A 21,566-nucleotide genomic window follows, 5' to 3' on the forward strand; every position below is an offset into this window, starting at 1 on the left:
CGCCTGCGGCCGCCGGCAGAACCATCAAAGCGGCCGGCCTGGTCGCGCGTCAGCTCAGGATTCGTCGCGCGTCGAGTTCCGGTTCGGCCGCTGGCTGCCTGCCGACGAAGCCGGGTCGGCCTCGTCGTTATCAGCGCTGATTACTTCGCCCTCGATCACGCGCCCACCCGGCTGCCGCGCGTCCTGTCGCGAGCCCTGCCGGGCGGCCTGCTGCTGCATCTGCTCGGCGAGATCGCGCAGGTCCCCCGACATGTGGCGGGTCTTCCACTTCAGGTAGGCGAAGAACAGCACGCCGACGATCAGCACGACGCCGAGCGCAACCAGCGAGAACATGAAGGCGACGACCAGAATGGCCACGCCAGCGACGATCGTCAGCAATTTGCCGAAGACGCCGCCGGGCGGCGCCGCGAGTTGCCCTCGCCGGGAGCCGGATTGTTCGTCGTTGCTCATCAGAGTCCTTGAGTCCTTGTCGTCGAAATGTGCGAAAGCTGCCAGGTCGTGCCGCGCCGGCAAAAAAAAGCGTGCGGCACTCATTGTAAGCGCTGCTCGGGGCGCGGACCATCGCCAACAAAGCGTCAGACGCCACCGCCGCTGCCGCGATGCCGAGCGTCAGACCGCTATGGCTCCACGTACAGCAGCCAAAAAAAAGGCCCGCCAGGGGGGGCTGGTCGGGCCTGTGCTGCTGTCGCCGTGACGCTCCCAACGAGGGGAGGGGGAGGAGGAGCATCGCGTCGACAGGGTGGATGCTACGGAGCAAGGCGCTCGGCGTCTGTGTCAACTGTGTTCCACTGTGTGACGGCGTGTAAGAAGTGCTCGTGAACAATTAAAGTGGCGAATAAAGTTACGCATACAACGTTATTCGTTTATGCAAATAGCGACTATGTTTGACGAAGCCGCGACGCAGAGAGAACCGCGGTGCTGAGCTGCTCGCCGCAGCCCGGCGGCGCTAGACCTTGAAGCGCCCGACCAGCGCGCTCAGCGTCCCCGACAGCGACTCGAGATGTCGGGCGGCGTCGTTCACCTTTTTGACGGCAACGGTATTTTCGTCGGTCATCTGGGCAATTTTCTCGACGTTCTGGGCAATCAGTTCGCTGCTGGCGCTTTGTTCGTGCAAGGCCGACGAGATCTCGGACACCGCGCCCTGGACGCTTTGGCTGCTGGCTTCGATATCGGTCATTGAAACGCCCGCCTGCGCTGCCATGCGTACGCCCTCGCCAAGCTGCACACCGCCTTCGCTCATGCCTTGCATGGCGCTCTCGGCGCCGTTCTGGATGGCTTCGATCATGCCCGCCACTTCCTGCGTCGCGACGGTCGTGCGTTCGGCCAGTTTCCTGACCTCATCGGCGACGACAGCGAAGCCACGGCCCTGGTCGCCGGCGCGTGCGGCTTCGATCGCTGCGTTCAGGGCCAGCAAATTGGTCTGGTCGGCGATTTCCTTGATGACCTTGACGATGACCGAGATCTTTGTCGACTGCTCTCTGAGGTTGACGATCAACTCGCTGGAACGTTTGAACGAGTCGGCAATCTTGTTGATCTCGGCGACCGCGCCTTTGACTACCCCTTCGCCTTCGCGCGACAGGGTTCCAGCGGCGACCGCCATCTTGCGCGCATCGTCGGCACTCGACGACACCTGGCGGATGCTGGCGGTCATCTCCTCGACGGCCGCCGCCATCGAACCGGCGGCGTCGCTTTGCTGATTGGAGCCCAGCGCTACTTGATGGGAGGCGGCGCTCATCTTCGTGGCATCGTCAGCCAGGCGGCCAGCGGCATCGCGGATCTGGCCGATGACGTCGTGCAGCGAGGCCTGCATGTGCTTGAGGGCGTTCAGCAGGCTGGACTGGTCGTCACTCCTGGTGGTAATCGCTTCGGAGAGGTCGCCGGAGGCTATCCGGCGGGTGACCGCCGCCGCGTGCGCCGGGTCGCCGCCGAGCACGCGCATGATGCCGCGCTGGATGACGATCGACAGGGTGATGACAACCGCCAGACCGAGCAGAGTGAGCGCGGTGAATAGCGTGCTCGCGCGTTGGTAGCTGGTTTCGGCCCGCTGAGTCTCGATCGTGATGCGCTCCTGGCTATGCTGCTCCATTTGCATCGCGGCCTTTTCCATGCCGGCGCCGGTCGCGCGGTCCATGCCGGCTACCAACTCGTCGACGTGGTGACCGCTCAGGGGGTCGGCCTTGTCGAAGGATTTGAGCGCTGCCCGGTACTTGTCGCCCATCTCCTTGTGGTGACCCTGCAGCTGTTGCAACTCAGCGACGGCGATGCCTTGCTCCTTCATCACCACGATGGCCTCCGCCAGGAAGTCCTGGACCTTCTTTTCCTGCTCGGCAAACTGGCCAACATACTTGTCGAACTTGGCCGCATCGTTGCCGCGAAGGAGGATGTTCTTCCATTCCTGGACCTGGACCTTGAAGTGCACGTGCGCGCCTTCGATGGCCACCAGGATTTTGTTCTCGGTCTTGGCGGCGTTGAGGTCGGCGGAAATTTCCTCCGCCAGCTTGCGCATCTGGTAGATCCCCGTGCCACCGAGCGCCGCGAACAGTGCGGAAGTGACAATCGCCAGCAGAAGCAGCTTCGCATGCGTCGTGAGCTTGTTCATCGAATGGTCATCCTCGCCTTTTTGGTTTTTCAGATTTCTCGCGGTCGACAGGACATCGCACGCCCGTTTCGCGAAGCGCGTGACGCCGCTTGAAGAAACCGCTCTCGTTGCGCACTACGATTTGCCGATTGCGGATTCTATACGAGCGGGCTCGCTCGCTGTACACCTGTTAACTCAACAAGTTGGACGAAGGCGCTACGCTACGCGGGTAAGTATTCGGTGAACCCGTAGCCCCCGCTTTTTTGGTCGGCGTGGTTCAGTCAGCGATTGGCGGGTAGACCGGAAATCTGGACTGGACACAGCAGCGGAAATCCGGCACCATGCGGCGCATGGACACGGGTGCGGACATCATTGGCGGAGGATCGGCGGCAAGTCACCGCCAAGTGGCGCCGTTCGCCGAGGTGTTGGTGACGTTGACCAAGGAGCAGGAAATCAAGCTCCGCTGGGAGGCCAGCTTCTGGCGGAGCCAACATCGACAAGCGCTGGTTCGGTTGGCGCAATCGGAGGCCGCTCATCGGGTGGAAATGGCGCAAGCGGCGGCGCGCGAGGCGGCCTTGCGCAGCGAACTGGAGCAGGCCAAGGGCAAGATCCGCGATCTGCAAAAACGCCTGTTTGGTCGCAAGTCAGAACGCTCTTCGGGAGCCGAGAAGAACCCGGCGGCGGACCAAAAATCGTCGCGAGCTCGAGGTCAGCAACCGGGAGCAGCGGGTCACGGGCGGAACCCGGAAAGTCACTTGCCGACGCAGATCGAGGTCATCGACATCGACTGCCCGCATTGCCCGGACTGTGGTCTGGGCTACGTCGACTTTCCCGGCACGGAAGACAGTGAAGTCCTCGAGATCGAGGTCAAGGCCTACCGCCGGAAGATCTGCCGGCGGCGCTACCGGCGGACCTGTCAGTGTTCGGGCGCGCGGGGTATTCTGACCGCGCCACCGCCGGCACGATTGATCCCGCGTGGAAAGTACGGCGTGTCGATCTGGGTGCACCTGCTGCTGTCGAAGTTCTTGTACGGCCAGCCGACGCATCGGCTTCTGCGAGACTTGTCCGACCACGGACTGACGCTCTCGGCAGGAACGGTGGCCGGCGGACTGCGTGCCTTGGCACCGCTGTTCGAGCCGCTTGAAGAAGCACTGCTTGGCCAACTACGCAGCGAGAAACAGTGGCACGCAGACGAGACCCGCTGGCGGGTCTTTGCCGAGACCGAAGGGAAGGTCGGACATCGCTGGTATTTCTGGGTGTTCCACGGCCCATCGGTCATCCACTTCGTGCTCGACCCGAGCCGCTCGGCGGCGGTGCCGATCCGGGAGCTCTCCGGTAGCGCCGGAGGAGTCATCATCTGTGATCGCTATTCGGCCTACAAGAAGCTCGCGCGAGTTCTTGACCACTTCATTCTGGCTTTCTGCTGGGCACATCAGCGGCGTGATTTCCTGGAACTGGCCAACGCCCATCCGGAGCTCGCGGACTGGGCACTGGCCTGGGTCGAGCAGATCGCTCAGCTCTACCACTTGAATGGACGGCGCCTGGAAGTCCGTAGCGACCCAGTACAGTGGGCCGAACGCGACCGCGCCTTGCGGCAGGCGATCACGCAAATGGCCAGTCAACGGGAAAGCGAACTGGCGAACCCGGCGCTCAAAATGCCGGCGAGCAAGGTGCTGCGAAGCATGCGCAAACATTGGTCCGGCCTGACCGTCTTTGTCGACCGCCCCGAGGTGGCGATGGACAATAATGCCGCCGAGCGCGCACAGCGCACGCCGGTGGTCGCACGCAAGAACTTCTATGGGTCGGGCAGTCTCTGGTCCGGCGCACTCGCCGCGACGATGTTCAGCTTGCTGCTGACGCTGCGCTTGTGGGGAATCAACCCGCGCACCTGGCTGACGGCGTATCTGGAGGCCTGCGCCGCCAACGGCAACCTGCCGCCGACGGACTTGAGTGCCTTTCTGCCCTGGGCGATGGCGACCGATCGACTGGCTCAGATGCGTGGCATCCCGGTCGATCAGAGCCGTCCCATCGATAGCTCGTGAAGCCTTATTGCGGGCGTCACTTTACCGACGACGAACTGCAGGCCCTCTGCCGCCTGATCGAAGCCCATCCTGGCAGCAGCCGCGCGCAACTGTCGCGCCAGGTGTGTGAGCTCTTCGACTGGCGTAAGCCCAATGGCGAGCTGAAGGATATGACCTGCCGGGTGGCCATGCTGCGTATGCAGGCCGACGGCCTGCTCACCCTGCCGGCGGCACGACGGGCCGCTCCTCGCCAACCCGAGTATCTGCCTACTCACGCCACCGATCCACAACCGTTGCTCACCCAGCCGGTGCATGAACTGCCGCCGCTGCGTCTGCATCAGGTCGTCGGTTCGGCGAACTCGCGTCTGTGGAACGAGTACATCGCCCGCTACCACTATCTCGGCCACACGCCCATGGCGGGCAGTCAGAGCCGCTACTTCGTCTTCGCCGGCGAGACCCTGGTCGCCTTGCTCAGCTTCGGCGCCAGCGCCTGGAAACTCGCCGCGCGCGAGCAATTCATCGGTTGGCACGATGAGCAGCGACAAAGGAACCTGCAACTGGTGGTGAACAATGCCCGCTTTCTGATCCTGCCCTGGATCCAGTGCAAGGGCCTGGCCTCCAAGATCCTCTCGCTTATGCAGCGGCAATTGCCCAAGGACTGGCTGGCGCGCTACGGCTACCGCCCCGTACTACTCGAAACCTTCGTCGAGACGCCCCGCCATCGCGGCACCTGCTACCAGGCCGCCAACTGGATCAAGGTCGGCCAAACCGCCGGCCGAGGCAAGAAGTGCCCCACCCGCAAGTCGATCCTCCCGATCAAGGATATCTGGCTCTATCCCCTTCACCGATCCTTCCGATCAGTCCTCTGCCGCTAACCCGCCTCGGCAATGGCGCTGGCGCGCTACGGGTTGGCCGAATACTTACCTACGCGGAGGAAAGCGCGGTTGCCGCAAGATGGCGGGCTTGTCCGCTGTCGCCGCGACGATTCTCGACACAAACGGCGAGCGGCAGCAAAGTCATCGGAAGCTCAAGGGCTGGCAGCCGAAGACGAGCGCGCTCGCGCTGGCTCGACTTCCACGCGCAGGTCCATCTCTTCGCTCCCCAGGGCGGCGTTGATGCGGCGAAGCGGGTCCGCCAGAACGCCGCGCCGCGGCAGCTGCCGGCGCGCGTGCTGCAGGTCGCCGACACGCCGCGCAGCAAGAGCGGTAAGATCGGCGAACTCGCGCGCTGCTACGTGGTCCATGGCAGGGCGGTGAAAAAGGCCGAGGCTCTAGCCAATCCGGCCGCGCTGGAGTCTTTTCGGAATCGTCATGAACTGCGGAACTGGGCGCGCCAGCCCCGTCCGCTCCTTGGCGCCCGCGACGGCTGATGAACGAACGCGCCGCTGTTATCGCCCGATCTATCGGGCGATTCTTCGCTAGTATGGCGAGCTCCCGACACGCGTGGCCGCCATTCCGTTCGCTTCCGCAAGGTCGGTGCAGCAAACCTTCTCCAAGTCACTGAAGTCGGCGGCTCAACGAGGCAGGACAGCAATGAAAAAGATACTGTTGTGGATAGTGTTCTTGACGGTTGTCGGCGCGCAGGCCGCCTCGTCCGACCTGGCGACGCTAGCGGCTCCGCCCTTGCAGCCGCTGCCGGAACAGTCAAAAGCGGCACGCCTGTCGGCGGAGCTGCTGACGCGATACCACTACAGGGCAGTCCCTCTGGATGACGCCCTGTCGGAAAAAATCGCCGAGCGCTACCTGAAATTGCTCGACAGCGAGAAGCTCTTCTTTGTCCAGGGCGACATCGATCAACTCAAAGTGGCGCGCACCAAGTTTGATGACGCAATCTATGCCGAAAACCTTGGCCTTCCCTTTGCCGTCTTCAATCTCTATACGCGACGCGTCTTCGAGCGTTTCACTTACGCCCGCAGTTTGCTTGCCGGCGGCTTCGATTTTAGCGAGAAGGAACGCTATGACTATGGTCGAGAAAAAGCGGCCTGGGCGAAGTCCGGAAAAGAGATCAATGAGCTCTGGCGTGCGCGCGTCAAGAACGACTGGTTGCGACTCAAACTGGCCGGCCGCGACGACAAGAGCATTGTCGAGACGCTCGACAAGCGCTATGAAAATTCCCTGCAGCGAGTTGGCCGGACCAAGAGCGAAGACGCTTTCCAACTGTTCATGAATGCCTACGCGACGGCCATTGAACCTCATACCGACTATATGGGGCCCAGGGCCGCCGAGGAGTTTGAGATTGCGATGCGGCTTTCGCTGGTAGGGATCGGTGCCGTGCTGACCCAAAAGGACGACTATACGGTGATTCGCGAGCTTGTTCCGGGTGGCCCGGCGCAACTCTCCGAGCAATTGAAGCCCGGCGATCGCATCGTCGGTGTCGCGCAGGGCAAGAAAGGAGCCATGACCGACATCGTCGGCTGGCGCATGGACGACGCCGTGGCGCTGATTCGCGGCGAGTCCGACAGCGTCGTGGTGCTCGACATACTTCCCGTCGATGGCGGCCCCGATGGCAAGCACAAGGTGGTTTCCATCACCCGGAAGAAGATAACGCTGGAACAGCAAGCGGCCAAAAAGTCGGTGATCTCGGTGGCTGATGGAAAGACGACTCAGCGCATCGGGGTGATATCGCTGCCGACCTTCTATGCCGATTTTGAGGCGCGCGGAAGAGGCGCCGCGGACTACAAGAGCGCGACTCGCGATGTCGCTCGCCTGCTGGATGAATTGAAGGCCGACAAGGTCGACGGCGTCCTGGTGGATCTGCGCAACAATGGCGGTGGCTCGTTGGCCGAGGCGGTCGAGCTGTCGGGTCTGTTTATTGGCGCCGGGCCAGTGGTACAACAGCGCGATGCCAAAGGTGGCGTCACCGTGGCCAGGGCCGCCGATGCCGTCCTTGCCTGGAACGGACCCTTGGCTGTTCTGATAAACCGGCGTTCGGCGTCGGCATCCGAGATCTTTGCCGCGGCAATTCAAGACTATGGCCGTGGCCTGGTGATTGGTGAGCGAAGTTTCGGTAAAGGCACCGTGCAAACGATGGTCAATCTCAATCGCTTCGTCAAAGACAAGACTCCGGAGCTCGGCGAATTGAAAATGACCATTGCCCAGTTCTTCCGGGTCACTGGCGGCACCACGCAACTCCGGGGCGTCGAGCCGGACATCAGCTTGCCGTCGTTTGCGGACGAGGACAACTCCGGGGAATCAAGCCTTGAGAACGCGCTCCCCTGGGTAAAAATCCCGGCTACGGATTATGCCCGACAAGGCAATCCGAAAGCGCTGGTGCCGGCCTTGAAAATGCGCCATGAGGCGCGTGTCAAATTCATGCAGGACTATCAGTTTCTGAAGGAGGATGTGGCCGAACTGGGTCGCCTTCGCAAGAGGAATTCAATCTCCTTGAACGAGGCGGAAAGGCGCCAGGAGCGTGACACGCAAGAGGCCAGGATCGCCTTGCGAGAGAAATTGCGAGGCGACGGCAAGAGTGCCGGCTCCGACGCTCGCGGCGAGGCCGGCAATGCGGGCAACAGATCGTCATCCCGGGACGATGGCCTGCAGGCGGATGAACGCGATCTCGGCAATGAACTGGCGGCGGAGAAAGCGCGCAAGAACGCCAAGGATATTCTGCTGGAGGAGGCCGCCCGGATCCTTGGTGATGAGGTGGGATTGCTGCCGCGCGAAAACAGGGTGGCGGCACGCCACAAGGCGGATTCCTCGATAATTCCCGGTCAGAATCGCCAGTCCGAACGCGCGCCAGCGACCATTCGGTGAAACCGTCCAAGCGGCGCGTGAACTGGCGTTGCTAGCGGCCGCCAGCGGTTTTCAGCCGCGCAAAATGGCATCGCCATTTTTAAGCCGCCGTCAAACGCTGGAGAAGAAAAAACGCGGTGATTGTTTGCCGACCGGCCTTTCGTTGAGGCGCCTGGAATAGAACAAAGCAATTTCAGCTTCGCTCTTAAACAGTGCTAAACAGGAACCTGGGCTCGCCGCCTCACGTTCATGGCTCAGAATCGCAAGCTCGAAGCTCTGAGCCTTGATTTCGCAGCTCTGAGCTTTGACTTCGAAGCTCTGAGCCTTGACTTCGAAGCTCTGAGCCTTGAAGTCGAAGCTCTGAGCCTTGACTTCGAAGCTCTGAGCCTTGAAGTCGAAGCTCCGAGCCTTGACTTCGAAGCTCTGAGCCTTGATTTCGAAGCTCCGAGCTTTGACTTCGAAGCTCCGAGCCTTGAAGTCGAAGCTCTGAGCCTTGACTTCGAAGCTCTGCTTGATTTCGAAGCTCCGAGCTTTGACTTCGCAGCTCCGAGCCTTGACTTCGAAGCTCGGAGCCTTGACTTCGAAGCTCTGAGCCTTGACGTCGCAGCTCCGAGCTTTGACTTCGCAGCTCCGAGCTTTGACTTCGCAGCTCTGAGCCTTGACTTCGCAGCTCCGAACTTCAGCGGGATGATCCCGGCTTGGCCTTCACCTGCCGGCGTGCCTGTGGACGCGCTCACGCCGTTCAGCAAAGTATTCGGCATTGGCTGCCCCTGGCGGGCGCGACGAGGTCCCGGCCAACAAATCTCAGCTCGGCGATACGCTCTGATTCAGACCGAGCACCTGGTTGCGGCCGCCCTTCTTGGCGAGATAGAGCTGCTTGTCGGCAAGCGCTACGATGCCGTCCGAGTCCGAGCGCTTGTCGAGAGAGACCGTGACGACGCCAAAACTGGCCGTCACCCGCTGCGAGGTGGCTGAGGCGCTGTGCCGTATATCCAGCAGTTCGATGGCCAGCCTGATCGTGTCGGCCAGGCGCATGGCTCCCTCGTGCGGGATATCGGGAAGGATGACCGCGAATTCCTCGCCGCCGTATCTTGCCGCCAGGTCCGACGATCGCTGGGCGACGTCCTTGAGGACCTCGCCGACAGCGCGCAGGCAATTATCTCCCATGACGTGGCCATAGGTGTCGTTGTAGTTCTTGAAGTGGTCCACGTCGAGCATGATGAGCGACAGCAGCTTGCCCGCGCGCGCGACACGCTTGATTTCCAGCGCCAGCCGGTCGTCGAACAGCCGGCGGTTGGCAAGACCGGTCAGGAAATCCTTGCGGGCCAGGCCGGCGAGTTCCTGATTCATGGTTTCGACGTCCCTGGCGGTGGTTTCCACCAGCCGGTGCAGCACGCGCATGCTTTTGAATTGCCGGGACGCCGCGTTCACCGCTTCTGGCTGGTCGTCGATAATCTCATCGCGCTTGCGGTGGCCCTTGCCTTCCGCGAGACAGAGGACGGTCAAGGTCTGACTCAGCAAGCGGGGCTTCTCGTAGGGGCGGCCGAAAAATTCGCCGTAGGAGAAAAAGCCCGTCGAAGGGGCCACACTGTTGACGGGAGCGAGTTCGACGAGTACATCGGCGCCCAGGATCCATTTGCGCGATACGCAGGAGTAGACGAAGGCCGTCTCGGCCGGCTGCGCGCTCAATTCCTCGCAGAGTCTTTGCGCGCCAAGGCCGACGAGCCCGGCGTGGCAGTGGCCGAAGCGGAGTTGTTCGCCGGCGGTGAAATTCTGGATGTAGTCGACGGAGCCATCGGCGTTGACTCCCGTGGCGTGGATGGCCATCAGAACCCCGTCGCGCTCGATCATCAGGGAAAATTCCGCCGCCGATAGTGGCAGGCCGTCCGCTACTTCCTGGCCCAAGTAGTAACTGTAGATATCGTAGGGCGTCTGGCCGTCGATTGCGAAGACCCTGGGTCCTTCAGCGCGGGTGATGGTCAGCGTCTTGCCGATGGGCACCCAACTGAGCGTGTAGGCGTTATTGGCAATCAAGTCCGCACCGGCGATCGAAACGGCGGCCACGCCCTGGTCGGTGATTCCCTGGTCGGTAAAAACCAGAGTCCGGGTGCCCCTACCGTTATCGGCCGCCTGTCCGCCGGCGATGGTGGCCTCGGGTAGTTGTTGGCGAAGTGCTTCGAGCAGCGGTTGCGCCAAAACGGTTCGTTTGTCCTTGATGCCGCAGCTGAAGGCAACCACGACCCTGGTGTCGGGCTGCTTGAGATTGATTCCCAACAGGCGTCCGGCCTCGGGCAGATCGTCGTTCTGCGTGGCCAGCGACGAGCGCACCGTGGAATGTTCAAAACAGCTGATATTGAGAACAACAGAATGGTCGAGTGAGCGCCCTTCGAAAACCTCTCCCGCGGTTGTCGTACCGAGAATGGCGGCGCCCGGGAAGCGGGGTTTTAGTTCGTCCAGCAATCGCTCGATCCGGTCATCGTCCAGAACGCCAGAAAACACCTGGATGAGCATCTTGCCGGGAGCGTGCGCGAGAATTTCTTGTGGGAGTCCGGCTAGATCATTCTCGTTCCGATACAAGATGCTGAGACTCCGAATCACGACGCTTTCCTTCTGGAAATGCAGGACCACCGCCAATCCTGAATCCCGAGTATACGGCAGGCGGCATCTCGATTGAGCGAAACGGCGTGCTCGCGCAGGGCAATTACATGAATCCTGTACAAATGGAGCGGGGTCGGCAAAAGGCGAGGAGAACGGAGCGGCGGCGGTGCTTCAGCGGTGGCAGCAGTTCGTCGAGGTGCCGCCATCCCTGCTTCGGCAAAGCGTTGAGCACCTTATTTTGAGCAAGCCGGGCGACTTCTTCCGCTAGCTCGCACCCGCCTTCATCTGATTTGTTTTGATTGACTAGCAGAGCGCGAATGGCTTGGCCGCGTCGGTGAATAGATTGTTCAGCAGCTGCTGTTCCCGGCGCTCGATCGACGCCAGGAAGTCGGTCGCGGAACCCATTGCGCGAAAGGCATTGAAGCCGCGTTCGAGAAATTCGTGCAGATCGCCCATGCCGGCGAGCTGCGCCGGCCGGCGCATCAGCTTGAGCAGGCCGCTCAGCACCGGCTTTCGTGCGAGCTTGTCGAGTGCTTGTCCGGTCTCGCCGATCAGCACGATCTGGCGTTGCCGCTCGGCCCGGTAGCCGACGGCGCGGTAGGCCGCGGCGTAGGCGTCTTCGTCGAGGAATTCGATCTCGCCGGCGCGGCGCAGTTCGGCGACCATCGCCGCGTCGAGCTGCTCGGTCAGCGCGTCGAGCTCGACGGCCAGCGCGACGGTGCGCAGCGCCGACGCCGGCAGCATCTTGATCAGCAAGGGCAGGATGCGCTCGACTTCTTCGTCGCGGCTGCTAAAGTCCTTGGGCCCGTAGAGATCCGAAATGAAGAACTGCGCGGCGCGACCGAAGCGCGGGCTGGCGAGCAGGTCGGCGTGCGTTCGCGTCAGTCTGGTCGCCTGCCATTCGCGGAGCAGCAGCCGCTGGCGCGCCGCCGGCGGGTCGAAATTGACTCGCGCCCGCAGGCACCTGGCGGCTTGCAGGTGCCGACGCAGTGCTTTGACGTGCTGCTGTTTTTCGATCGAGCTGGTCGTATCGTCCATGGCAATGAGTTTTCCCCGAATCTGTCGGGGATTATGCCTCGCGCGCTGGACTTCGTTTAGAGGGCTTCGCCTAACGGCAAGCGGGCGCGCGGCATACACTGCCCTGGACAAAACACTCCGCGAAAGATCACTCGTGACTCAGGAAGGAGAAAAAGATGCTTCATCCCGACTCGCTGGCCGAGCGCTTTGCCCGCCAGCAGCACGCCGTGCGGTGCGATCCGAATCCGCACGCGGCGCTCCGCGAGCGCCGCCTGGTGGCGCTTGATCGCTTGCTGCGCGACAACGCGCCGGCGATCGTCGACGCGGTCAGCCGTGACTTCGGCCATCGCTCACCGGCCGAAACGCGCTTGCTGGAGCTTTTTCCCAGTTACGAAGCGATCCGCCACGCGCGCCGACACCTGCGCCGCTGGATGCGTCCGCAAGCGCGCTCGGTGTCGCTGTGGTTCCAGCCCGGGCGCGCCGAAGTGCGCTACCAGCCGCTCGGTGCGGTGGGCATCATCGTCCCCTGGAACTACCCGATCTTTCTCGCCATCGCGCCGCTCGCCGCAGCGCTTGCCGCCGGTAATCGCGCGTTGCTCAAGATGTCCGAGATGTCGCCGCATAGCGCGGCGCTGCTCGCCGAGCTGGTCGGCAAGCACTTCGCCGAGGACGAGGTGTCGGTCGTCGAGGGCGACGCCAGCGTCGCGCAGGCGTTCGCCAGGCTGCCCTTCGATCACCTGCTCTTTACCGGCTCGACGCCAGTCGGCCAGCACGTGATGCGCGCCGCCGCCGACAACCTGACGCCGGTGACGCTCGAACTCGGCGGCAAGTCGCCGGCGATCATCGGCCCCGGGCTGGCGTCAACGGCGCATTTCGCGCGTGCCGTCGAGCGCATCGTCATCGGCAAGTGCCTGAACGCCGGCCAGACGTGCATCGCGCCGGATTACGTCCTGCTGCCGGCCGGTCAGGAACAGGCCTTCATCGCCCGCGCTCGCCGCGTCGTCGGCAAGTGCTATCCGGGCATCGCCAACAGCGACGACTACTCGACGATCGTCGATCAGCGTCATTTCAGACGGCTCTGCGCCTACGTGGACGAAGCCCGGGCGAGTGGCGCCAGGATCGTCGACCTGGCGCCCGGCGCGGTCGCCGATCCGCTGACCCGCCGGCTGCCGCCACTGGCGCTGCTCGAGCTTGGCGACGACCTGCGCGTCATGCAGGAGGAGATCTTTGGGCCGCTGTTGCCGATCCGGACCTACCAGCATCTCGACGAGGCGATTGCCTTCGTCAATAGCCGGCCACGGCCGCTGGCGCTGTACTACTTCGATAGCGATCGCGGCAACATCGACCGCGTACTCAACGAAACGGTTTCCGGTGGCGTGACGATCAACGACACCATCCTGCACATCGCGCAGGACGATCTGCCCTTCGGCGGCGTCGGCGCCAGCGGCATGGGTTGCTATCACGGTTTCGAAGGCTTCCAGACCTTCTCGGCAAGGAAGGCGGTCTTCCGGCAATCACGCTGGTCGGGAATCGGCCTCTTCAAGCCGCCTTACGGCGCGCTGTTCGAGCGGCTGACGCGGATCATCATGCGATGATCGTCAGCCGTCGGCGCTTCATCCAGACTGGCCTGGCCGGCAGCGTGTTGCTGTCGTGCGCGGGTTGGCTGAACGCCGCCGGGCCGCGCGCGCTGAGCGCTGGCGAGCGCGAGATGCTCGCCGCGGTGGTCAACGCGATGCTCGATGGGGTGCTGCCGAAGGACCATCCGGAACGGCTGCGGCTCGTCGCGCTGACCGTAGACGGCGTCGCGACGGCGGTCTCGGGGCTCTCTGCAGCGACGCAGAAAGAGCTCGGCGAGTTGTTCGGGCTATTGCTGATGGCGCCGGCAAGGCTGCTGCTGGCTGGTGTCAGCAAGCCGTGGCGCGAAGCCAGCGTCGGCGAAGTCAGCGAGTTTCTCGAGTCCTGGCGAGCGAGTCGGCTGCGCCTGCTGCAGAGCGCCTACGGCGCGTTGCATGATCTGAGCTTCGGCGCCTGGTACGGGCGTCCCGACAGCTGGCCGGCGATTGCCTATCCGGGCCCACCACGGGGGTATTTCTGATGGACGATCCGATTCGTCTCGGGCTGGCGGCCGGCTGGAAGCATATCGACGCGTCGACGCTGGACAAGAGCCAGGTGATAGACACCGACGTGCTGATCGTTGGCACCGGCGCCGGTGGCGGGGTGAGCGCCGACCTGCTCAGCGCCGCCGGTTTGCGCGTCGTGCTCGTCGAAGAGGGGCCGTTGCGCTCGTCGACCGACTTCAAGATGCGCGAGAGCGATGCCTACCCCGAGCTGTACCAGGAGTCGGCGGCGCGCAAGACCGCCGACAAGGCGATCAATATCCTGCAGGGACGCTGCGTCGGTGGCTCGACGACGGTGAACTGGACCAGCAGCTTCCGCACGCCAGCGGAAGTCTTCGACTTCTGGCAAAGCCATTACGGCTTGCACGAACTCAGCGCCAGTTCGATGAGTTCGTGGTTTGCAGTAATGGAACAGAAGCTCTGGGTGCGCCCCTGGGAGACGCCGCCGAACGCCAACAACAAGGTCCTGGCGCTCGGCGGCGAAAAACTCGGCTTCTCGATTGGCGCCATCAAGCGCAACGTCAAGGGCTGCTGGAACCTTGGCTACTGCGGCATGGGTTGCCCGACCAACGCCAAGCAGTCGATGCTGCTGACGACGATTCCGGCAGCGCTCGAGCGTGGCGCCACCCTGTACACGCGCTTGCGCGCCGAGCGCCTGCACTTCGCCGGCAGCCGCGTCTCGGCGCTCGACTGCAGCGCGCTGCAGGCCGACGGCATTCATCCCTCGGGGCGGCAGTTGCAGATCCGCGCCAGCCACTTCGTTATCGCCGCTGGCGCCATCGGCAGCCCGGCGCTGCTGCTGCGGAGCAGCGTCCCTGACCCTTACCGCCTGCTCGGCAAGCGCACCTTCCTGCACCCGGTGGTGATTTCGTCGGCGCTGATGCCCGAGCGCGTCGACGCCTACGCTGGCGCACCGCAATCGATCTATAGCGATCACTTCCTGCACCAGGCGGCGATCGACGGACCGCTGGGTTTCAAACTCGAAACGCCGCCACTGCATCCGGTGCTCTACTCGACGACGCTGCAGGGTTACGGCGAGGCGCACGCGCGCCTGATGCGCGAATTCACCCGCGCTAACGTGATTCTGGCGCTGCTGCGCGATGGCTTCAATCCCGAGAGCCGCGGCGGTCAGGTGCGGCTCGGCAGCGATCGCCTGCCGGTGCTCGACTATCCGCTCGGTGAGGTGATCTGGGAAGCGGCGCGGCGGGCGCTGCTGGCGATGGCCGAAATCCAGTTCGCCGCCGGCGCGCGCTGGGTCAACCCGGTGCACGAGAGCGCGCCGGGCTATACGACCTGGGACGCGGCCCGCCAGGGGATCGCCGCCTTGCCGCTCAAGCCATTGCTGTGCCGACTGGTCAGCGCGCACGTGATGGGCGGTTGCGGCATGGCCGACGCGCCGCATCGTGGCGTCGTCGATCACCGTGGCCGGCATTTCTGGCTCGATAATATGTCGGTGCTCGACGGTTCGCTTTTCCCGACCAGCCTGGGCGTCAATCCGCAGCTGTCGATTTACGGCCTGATCGCCCGCAATGCCAGTCTGCTGGCCGCCGAACTGACTGGCAAGCCATTATTGCCCGCCACCCCCTGAACGAATCGAGACCAGACCGCCCATGCTCGCCTTTGCGCTCCGCCTTTCCCTGCTCCTGGAAATCATTTTCTACGCCGCCCTGACCATGAACTTCGCCGATGCGTCGCTGGCACCGGCGGTCTTCCTGGCGCTGCTGGCGATGCTCGGCGTGCGTGCCGGGGTGATCGCCGTCACCTACGGCTACGCCTGGGCGTATCGCGATCGTTCGCCGAATGCTGCACGGCGTCTTTCACCGCGCCAGGCGATCATGATGGTCCTTGGCGAGTACGCGGCGATGTTGTTCACCTTCATGGTCCTTTCGCCTTTCGAAGCCTGGTGGATGGGCGACGATCGCCTGCCGTCGCCGGCCGGCGGCAAACGGCGCCAGGGGGAGGGCAGCGACGCGCCAGAGCAGCGGCCGCCGATCCTGCTGGTGCATGGCTACGGTTGTTCGCGCGCCGCCTGGTGGTGGTTACGGGCGCGGCTGGAAGCCGCCGGCTGGAGCGTCGCGACGATCAGCCTCGAGCCGATCTACACCAGCATCGACAACTACGTCGAGCCACTGGCGCGGCGGATCGACGCGGTGCTGGCGACGACCGGCGCCGAGCGACTGATCCTGGTCGGCCACAGCATGGGCGGGCTGGTGGCACGCGCCTATCTGCAGCGCTATGGCGAGAAGCGGCTAGCGCGGCTGTTGACGCTAGCCACACCGCACCAGGGGAGCGAACTGGCGCGCCTGGGAATCGGCGAGAACGGCCGTCAGATGCGGCCGCACAGCCGCTGGCTGCAGGCGCTCGCCAAGCCCGGCCCGGCGCTGCCGACGCTGGCCATCTACAGCCCGCAGGACAACTTCGTGATGCCGCCGTCGCTGCTCGAATTGCCGGGCGCGAGGAGCGAGACGATTGACGGCGTCGGGCATCTGGCGATGCTCTACTCGCCACGCGTCGTGCAGGTGCTGCTGGCGGCGCTCGATGAGCGCGGCGTCGCCGGGGCTGGCGGCGAAGCGACGCCCGCGGCCGAAGGCTAACTGAGGTGCAAGAAGCCGGCCAGGAAGTCGAAGAAGAGGCAATACAGCGCGATCGGCAATGGTAGCCCGAGTAGCGTGCCGAGCATGTATTGGCGAAAGCGAACGCCCGACAAGGCCAGCGCGTAGTTGAGCGCCGGCACCGTCTGAAAAACGACGCGCAGGAAAAAGATGCTGCGGATCGGATGCGCGTCGAGCTGCGCCAGCAAGCGAACCGCGAAGCGGCCGGGCAACTGCCGCAAGGCGTCGCCGCCGAGCAGGCGGATGCTCAGGAAAGTCAGCGCACAAGACGTACTCGCGGCGACGTAGGTCAGCGCGCCGCCCGACAGCCGGCCGAGCGCCAGCACCGCCGCCGCGAGGAAGATCCAGCCGGGGATCTGGATCAGGTTGCCGAGCGAGAACAGCAGCACGAAGATCAGCGCGCCGCTGAGCTGGTTATGCGCGAAGCGCTCGCGCAGGAAAGCCAGGCTGAAATGCTCACGCAGCCCGGACAGCTCGAAGACCGCAAACAGCACGCCGAGAAACAGCGCCACCGCCAACAGCCGCGCGTACGGAAAGCTAGTGAGCTTCAACATGCAGCGGACGGGCAAGCGCTTTTCATCGTCGGGAAGAGGCCTGGAATGATCGGTTTCATGCTCGTTTTTTCGGTGCCAGTGTAAGCCTTTGCCGGGTCCTGACGACGATATCAGTGCCATTTCCACGAACCCGATACCGCGCAGGAGTCAGCCCATGTACGCTCGTCTGTTTTTGCCCGTTCGCGCCGAGCTGCCGTACGCCGGCCGGCGCGCCGCCGCGCGACGATCGCCGCTGCTGCTGCCGCCGCTCCGCCGCTGGCCTTGCTGCCGACGCGTCGGCAAACACGCGCATGCTAACGCGCCCTACCGGCGTGCCGTCGAAATGATCGTCGCGGCGTTCGCGATCGTCGTCGCGTCGCTCGCCGGCGCACCCTGCTTGCCGATGCCTGGGCGCGCCGACGCCGTGCGCCGTGCTCACGGCGGCGTCGCCAGGCGCTGCGGCCGATCCATAACTTCCAAACCGAAAGAATGACGATGAACGCGAGCACCGCCAGCAACGACCTCAGCCAGTTCCAGGGACTGTTTTTCTGGGGCTTCCTGCTGTCTTCGGCGCCCTGATGTACCTGATCTCGCCGCGTACGCGCGACGACGCGGGTTTCTTCCGCGGCCACGACGAACAGGGCCGGCCGCCGTCGGAGTGGGCCTGATGATGAGCGTTTTTCATCAGCTGGATCTTCGCCAAGTCGGTGACCAACGCCGCCAACCTCGGCGCGACCTACGGCATCGTCGGCGGCCTGGCCTACGCCACCTACTGGCTGTCGATCCCGGTCGCCGGGCTGGTGATCTACCGCTTGCGGACGCGCGAAGGCGCCAGCGGCCTGGTCCCCTTCCTGATCGGCAAGTACGGACGCGGCGCCGCGCTGGCGTTCTCGGCGGCGATTCTCGTCCGCCTGTTCAACGAAGTGTGGAGCAACACCGCCGTCGTCGGCGGCTATTACGGCGACGCCGGGTCGGCGGCTTTCATCGGCGCGGCGCTGCTGTTCACCGCCGTGGTGCTGTTCTACAGCCTCAAGGGTGGCTTGCGCAGTTCGATCTTCACCGACGTCGTCCAGGCCGTCGTCTTTGTCGTTTTCCTCGGCGTCGTCGTCGCGCTGGTGTTGCCGGCGCATGCGCCGGCGCAGCTGCTGAGCCAGGGCAGCTTCACGCTGGCTGGCGGCGTCGACCTGCTGCTGGTGGCGCTGCTGCAAGTGCTCTCGTATCCTTTCCACGACCCGGTGCTGACCGATCGTGGCTTCATCTCGAACGAAAAAAACATGTTGCGTGCGTTCGTCGTCGCCGGTGTCCTCGGCTTCGTCGCCATCGTCGCCTTCAGCCTGGTTGGCGTCCATGCCCGTCTCGAAGCGATCAGCGCCGGCAGCAACGTCCCCGCCGAGGTCGCGCGTGGACTCGGCTTCGCCGGCTTCCTGGCGATGATCGCAGTGATGATCTCGTCGGCGGCATCGACGCTCGACTCGACCTTCTCGTCGCTGTCGAAGTCGGTTGCCTACGAGCTGCCGCTGCTCGCCGGCCGCGCGCCCCTGCCGCGCGCGATGCGCGTCGGCGCGCTGGCGATGATCGTCTTTGCGCTGCTCGGCAACCTGCCGATGCTCGCCGGCACCGACATCCTCAAGGCGACGACGATCAGCGGCACGATGGTCATCGGCCTGGCGCCGATCTTCCTCTTCTCGCAGCTGGTCGGCTATTCACCGCTGTCCTTCCATCTCGCGTTCTGGACCGGCATGCTGCTCGGCGTCCTGCAGGCGATCAGCCTGATCCCCGCCAGCTGGGCGATCGGCGACGGCAAGTACGCGATCCTGCTCGGCACCAATCTCTACGGCCTGCTGCTCTGCTCGGCAGCGTTCCTGCTGCCGCTGTTGCTGCCCCGCCACCGCCTGCGCGGCTGCGCCAACCCGGCTTGACGCTGGCCGGCGCGCTCGCGGCGCGGGTCTAATAGCGCGCGTCCTTCGGCTTTCCGCCCTGGCGCCAATCGTCTTCCTTGCCGGCAAGGTCGGGGCGCGGCTGTGTGGTGAAGAAGGCGGCGACGTCGAAGGCCTCCTGATCGCTGAGTGTGCCACCCTGGCCCAAGGGCATGTTGGCTTTGACGAAAGCGGCGGCGGTATTCAAGCGCGCCATGCCGGCGCCGATGTTGAACGACCGCGGGCCCCACAGCGCCGGGAACAGGTAGCTGCCGTCCGGGTTATTGATGCCGCCGCCTTCGGCGCCGTGGCACGACGCGCATTTCTCGGCGTAGATCGTCTTGCCCTTGGCCTTGTCCGGCGTCGCCGGCGCGGTTATTTTCCTGAAGCCGCGCCCGTCGACGTCCATGCCGGTCGGCACGCCTTGCGACAGCCACCACACGTACGACAGGACGCCGAGCATCTCGGGGCTATCGTTCGGCAAAGCCTGGCCGTTCATCGAACGTTGGAAGCAGTCGTTGATTCGCGTCTGCAGCGCGTTGACGCTGGCGCTGCGCGAGCGGTATTCGGGAAAGACGCCCCACAGGCCGACAAAAGGCGCTGCCCAGGCGACCGTGCCACCCGTGAGATGGCACGACGAGCAATTGAGCCCGTTGCCGACGTAGGCCTTGGCGTAGGTCTGCGTTTGCGTAACGACCTTGCGTCCGAGCGCGATCGCCTCGCCCATCGCTCCGGCAGGAATGCTCGTCTCGTCGGGTACCTTGAACGGCCAGGCCTTCGTTGGGTCGGCCGCAGCGGCTAGAGGAATCGGGCCAGTGGCGATCAATAGCGATGCCGCGATCAATGCTGCTCGTCTGTTCATTCGTGCGTCCTCCAGTGTTTGAAGAAGCGGTGCGCCGACGGCGCTGGCGGTCCGCGCTTGCGGCGGCAAACCGCGTGGTCCGGGACTTCGCTTCGTCGATGATAAGCGAGAATCGATGATCGACCGATTTGGCGCCAAGCGTACCTGCTGATCTGGCTGGAAGTGTAGGCCGTGCCAGGCACCATCGTGACGGCGACGAACGCGCCAGAATTAACTCCGCTCGATCGCTCACTTCGGCGCAAGCTTGGTCAGCTCGATCTACGGCCGGCTACTCGCCAGCAAGCGCCCAGCGGACGACGGCAAAGGCCATGCCGGCAAGGTACAGCGTGCCAAAAATGAGCTTGTTGTGCCGGGCCAGCCACTGCGGCAGGTAGATGTCGAAGTTGTCGCGCCGGTCGTCGGTGTAGCGCGCGGCGATTGCCGTCAGCGGACAGCGAAAGCCGTTCGCCGCCAGGACGAGCACCTCGCCAGCGACAGCCGCCGCACTCCAGGCGGCAAGCGCGTGCTTGCCCTGAATTGACGCCAGCGGAATGGTGACGATCAGGCCGGCAAAAAACGCCCAGACGAGCGTATGCGTCAGCTTGACGACGAGCAGAGCGTTCGCCGGCTGCAAAGCGCTCAGCCGATCCGCGGCTGGGCGCAGCGGCGATGCGGGCGACCGCCACGCGCTGCGGTGATCGTCGACCGCAACGGCGAGGAGATCGAAAAGGCCAAGCCGGTGATCTGCATTCTGCGCGGCGTCTCTGGCGTCTATCAGCGGCTGGGGAACAGGCCGCGGCCGACGCGATTGCCGATCGAAAAGCCGAAGCCACGAGCGGCGTAGCCGTTCGACCAGTGCGCGAGGGAATTCGCGAAGGAGGGATTGCGCTTCTGTCCGCGCCAGGAGCAAGCGGTATGCAGCGCCGCTATCCACTGAATTACCGGTATCGTCGGTCTGCAGCGCTTGCTGGTCTTGTGGCAATGACCGTCAACGTTTGTTCGCGGCGGCCGAAAAAACCGAGGCTGGCGAGAGCAAGGACGAGCAGTAGCAGCGTGCCCGGCTCGGGTACGGCGGCTATGCCGGGTGCGGGCAGCTTGCCGCCGCCAGGGCCATACCCGGGCGGGTCATAACGCTCGCTCAGCGAGCCGAGCGTGTAAGCACCTCCCGAGCTGGCGCCGACAGCGATCAGGTTGTATACCCGGATCGAGTCCTGATCTGAAAATGTGAAGCCGGACGCCAGGCTTGAAAAATTCAGCAGTCCGAAGTAGTCCATGCGCGCAAACAAGTCGCCGGTGAGGTTGCCGTCGATGAACTTGCCGCTGGCGTCGAAAACGAATTGCAGCGCGGAACCCAGGGCGATATCGGGCAGGCCGTCCGTGGGAAAGCTGTCCGGACCGACGGTGACCGCTGCGGCGGCGGCCTGCAACAGGTCCGCGCTGCGAATGGGCCCCAGCAGCGACGAATCCCGAGTCACGTCGTAGAAGAAGCCGGTGAGCTGCAAGGATTGGATATTGCCGGCGGTGACCGACCAGGTTGGCGCACCATCGAAGCGCAGCCCCGGGTCCACTCCCCACCCGGATTGTCTGGCAAGGACGACC

General features: G+C 64.1%; 17 protein-coding genes and 1 pseudogene. 10 read left to right on the forward strand and 8 right to left on the reverse strand.

Going from position 1 to position 21,566, the window contains the following annotated elements:
- Positions 1-54: 54 nt before the first annotated feature.
- On the reverse strand, positions 55-450 hold the full coding sequence (locus QZ656_RS18400; protein WP_291994747.1) for a hypothetical protein: 396 nt from the start codon (positions 448-450) through the stop codon (positions 55-57).
- Between the two features lie 496 nt (positions 451-946).
- Positions 947-2,599, reverse strand: a complete 1,653-nt coding sequence (locus QZ656_RS18405) for a methyl-accepting chemotaxis protein (protein WP_291994748.1) — start codon at positions 2,597-2,599, stop codon at positions 947-949.
- A 320-nt stretch (positions 2,600-2,919) separates the two neighbouring features.
- Between QZ656_RS18405 and QZ656_RS18410 the strand changes: the two genes are divergently transcribed.
- The 4 genes and pseudogenes from QZ656_RS18410 (at position 2,920) to QZ656_RS18425 (ending at position 8,354) form a co-directional block, all read left to right on the forward strand.
- Positions 2,920-4,620 (forward strand): IS66 family transposase, encoded by a 1,701-nt coding sequence (locus tag QZ656_RS18410; RefSeq protein ID WP_291991655.1) that lies wholly within the window; start codon positions 2,920-2,922, stop codon positions 4,618-4,620.
- Complete coding sequence (locus QZ656_RS18415; protein WP_291991654.1) at positions 4,617-5,474, forward strand: DUF4338 domain-containing protein; 858 nt, start codon at positions 4,617-4,619, stop codon at positions 5,472-5,474. Before QZ656_RS18410 ends, QZ656_RS18415 begins: the two co-directional genes overlap by 4 nt.
- A gap of 248 nt (positions 5,475-5,722) precedes the next feature.
- A pseudogene (locus QZ656_RS18420) lies at positions 5,723-5,968 on the forward strand (hypothetical protein); the annotation flags it as partial.
- A gap of 163 nt (positions 5,969-6,131) precedes the next feature.
- Positions 6,132-8,354 carry a carboxy terminal-processing peptidase gene (locus tag QZ656_RS18425; protein ID WP_291994749.1) on the forward strand — a complete coding sequence of 741 codons (2,223 nt, stop codon included), beginning with the start codon at positions 6,132-6,134 and terminating at the stop codon, positions 8,352-8,354.
- Positions 8,355-9,137: 783 nt separating this feature from the next.
- Here the strand turns inward: QZ656_RS18425 and QZ656_RS18430 are convergent.
- Positions 9,138-10,961 carry a GGDEF domain-containing protein gene (locus QZ656_RS18430; protein WP_291994760.1) on the reverse strand — a complete coding sequence of 608 codons (1,824 nt, stop codon included), beginning with the start codon at positions 10,959-10,961 and terminating at the stop codon, positions 9,138-9,140.
- Between the two features lie 273 nt (positions 10,962-11,234).
- Complete coding sequence (locus tag QZ656_RS18435) at positions 11,235-11,969, reverse strand: hypothetical protein (RefSeq protein ID WP_291994750.1); 735 nt, start codon at positions 11,967-11,969, stop codon at positions 11,235-11,237.
- Positions 11,970-12,124: 155 nt separating this feature from the next.
- Here QZ656_RS18435 and QZ656_RS18440 point away from each other — a divergent pair, with 155 nt between their 5' ends.
- From QZ656_RS18440 to QZ656_RS18455, 4 genes are read left to right on the forward strand one after another with little or no spacing between them, the layout of a single operon-like run.
- The gene (locus QZ656_RS18440) at positions 12,125-13,543 is read left to right on the forward strand and encodes a coniferyl aldehyde dehydrogenase (protein ID WP_291994751.1); all 1,419 of its coding nucleotides are present in this window, start codon (positions 12,125-12,127) and stop codon (positions 13,541-13,543) included.
- A complete protein-coding gene (locus QZ656_RS18445; protein WP_291994752.1) occupies positions 13,540-14,043 on the forward strand; it encodes a hypothetical protein in 504 nt (167 codons plus the stop codon). Before QZ656_RS18440 ends, QZ656_RS18445 begins: the two co-directional genes overlap by 4 nt.
- Positions 14,043-15,653 (forward strand): GMC family oxidoreductase, encoded by a 1,611-nt coding sequence (locus tag QZ656_RS18450; protein WP_291994753.1) that lies wholly within the window; start codon positions 14,043-14,045, stop codon positions 15,651-15,653. Before QZ656_RS18445 ends, QZ656_RS18450 begins: the two co-directional genes overlap by 1 nt.
- A gap of 22 nt (positions 15,654-15,675) precedes the next feature.
- A complete protein-coding gene (locus QZ656_RS18455; RefSeq protein ID WP_291994754.1) occupies positions 15,676-16,659 on the forward strand; it encodes an alpha/beta fold hydrolase in 984 nt (327 codons plus the stop codon).
- Here the strand turns inward: QZ656_RS18455 and QZ656_RS18460 are convergent.
- Positions 16,656-17,231 carry a VTT domain-containing protein gene (locus tag QZ656_RS18460; protein WP_291994755.1) on the reverse strand — a complete coding sequence of 192 codons (576 nt, stop codon included), beginning with the start codon at positions 17,229-17,231 and terminating at the stop codon, positions 16,656-16,658. The genes QZ656_RS18455 and QZ656_RS18460 overlap by 4 nt on opposite strands.
- A 154-nt stretch (positions 17,232-17,385) precedes the next feature.
- Between QZ656_RS18460 and QZ656_RS18465 the strand changes: the two genes are divergently transcribed.
- Both QZ656_RS18465 and QZ656_RS18470 read left to right on the forward strand, forming a co-directional pair.
- Positions 17,386-17,703 carry a hypothetical protein gene (locus tag QZ656_RS18465; RefSeq protein ID WP_291994756.1) on the forward strand — a complete coding sequence of 106 codons (318 nt, stop codon included), beginning with the start codon at positions 17,386-17,388 and terminating at the stop codon, positions 17,701-17,703.
- A gap of 214 nt (positions 17,704-17,917) precedes the next feature.
- On the forward strand, positions 17,918-19,129 hold the full coding sequence (locus QZ656_RS18470) for a sodium:solute symporter (RefSeq protein WP_366522200.1): 1,212 nt from the start codon (positions 17,918-17,920) through the stop codon (positions 19,127-19,129).
- A 28-nt stretch (positions 19,130-19,157) separates the two neighbouring features.
- Here the strand turns inward: QZ656_RS18470 and QZ656_RS18475 are convergent, their stop codons facing one another.
- The 3 genes from QZ656_RS18475 to QZ656_RS18485 all read right to left on the reverse strand — a co-directional run.
- On the reverse strand, positions 19,158-19,988 hold the full coding sequence (locus tag QZ656_RS18475; protein ID WP_291994757.1) for a c-type cytochrome: 831 nt from the start codon (positions 19,986-19,988) through the stop codon (positions 19,158-19,160).
- 268 nt (positions 19,989-20,256) lie between these two features.
- Positions 20,257-20,601 (reverse strand): hypothetical protein, encoded by a 345-nt coding sequence (locus QZ656_RS18480; protein ID WP_291994758.1) that lies wholly within the window; start codon positions 20,599-20,601, stop codon positions 20,257-20,259.
- 304 nt (positions 20,602-20,905) lie between these two features.
- A partial coding sequence (locus QZ656_RS18485) for a PEP-CTERM sorting domain-containing protein (RefSeq protein ID WP_291994759.1) occupies positions 20,906-21,566 on the reverse strand: 661 nt, incomplete at its 5' end.

Origin of the sequence: Candidatus Accumulibacter sp. ACC003, assembly GCF_907163085.1 — a bacterium.
Classification (GTDB): domain Bacteria; phylum Pseudomonadota; class Gammaproteobacteria; order Burkholderiales; family Rhodocyclaceae; genus Accumulibacter.

Excerpts from the sequence above, each read along its gene's own strand:
- QZ656_RS18410 (WP_291991655.1), top strand. The coding sequence starts at position 2,920 with ATGCGGCGCATGGACACGGGTGCGGACATCATTGGCGGAGGATCGGCG.
- QZ656_RS18465 (WP_291994756.1), top strand. The coding sequence starts at position 17,386 with ATGTACGCTCGTCTGTTTTTGCCCGTTCGCGCCGAGCTGCCGTACGCC.
- QZ656_RS18475 (WP_291994757.1), bottom strand. The coding sequence starts at position 19,988 with ATGAACAGACGAGCAGCATTGATCGCGGCATCGCTATTGATCGCCACT.
- QZ656_RS18455 (WP_291994754.1), top strand. The coding sequence starts at position 15,676 with ATGCTCGCCTTTGCGCTCCGCCTTTCCCTGCTCCTGGAAATCATTTTC.
- QZ656_RS18425 (WP_291994749.1), top strand. The coding sequence starts at position 6,132 with ATGAAAAAGATACTGTTGTGGATAGTGTTCTTGACGGTTGTCGGCGCG.
- QZ656_RS18460 (WP_291994755.1), bottom strand. The coding sequence starts at position 17,231 with ATGTTGAAGCTCACTAGCTTTCCGTACGCGCGGCTGTTGGCGGTGGCG.
- QZ656_RS18400 (WP_291994747.1), bottom strand. The coding sequence starts at position 450 with ATGAGCAACGACGAACAATCCGGCTCCCGGCGAGGGCAACTCGCGGCG.
- QZ656_RS18405 (WP_291994748.1), bottom strand. The coding sequence starts at position 2,599 with ATGAACAAGCTCACGACGCATGCGAAGCTGCTTCTGCTGGCGATTGTC.
- QZ656_RS18450 (WP_291994753.1), top strand. The coding sequence starts at position 14,043 with ATGGACGATCCGATTCGTCTCGGGCTGGCGGCCGGCTGGAAGCATATC.
- QZ656_RS18440 (WP_291994751.1), top strand. The coding sequence starts at position 12,125 with ATGCTTCATCCCGACTCGCTGGCCGAGCGCTTTGCCCGCCAGCAGCAC.
- QZ656_RS18435 (WP_291994750.1), bottom strand. The coding sequence starts at position 11,969 with ATGGACGATACGACCAGCTCGATCGAAAAACAGCAGCACGTCAAAGCA.
- QZ656_RS18445 (WP_291994752.1), top strand. The coding sequence starts at position 13,540 with ATGATCGTCAGCCGTCGGCGCTTCATCCAGACTGGCCTGGCCGGCAGC.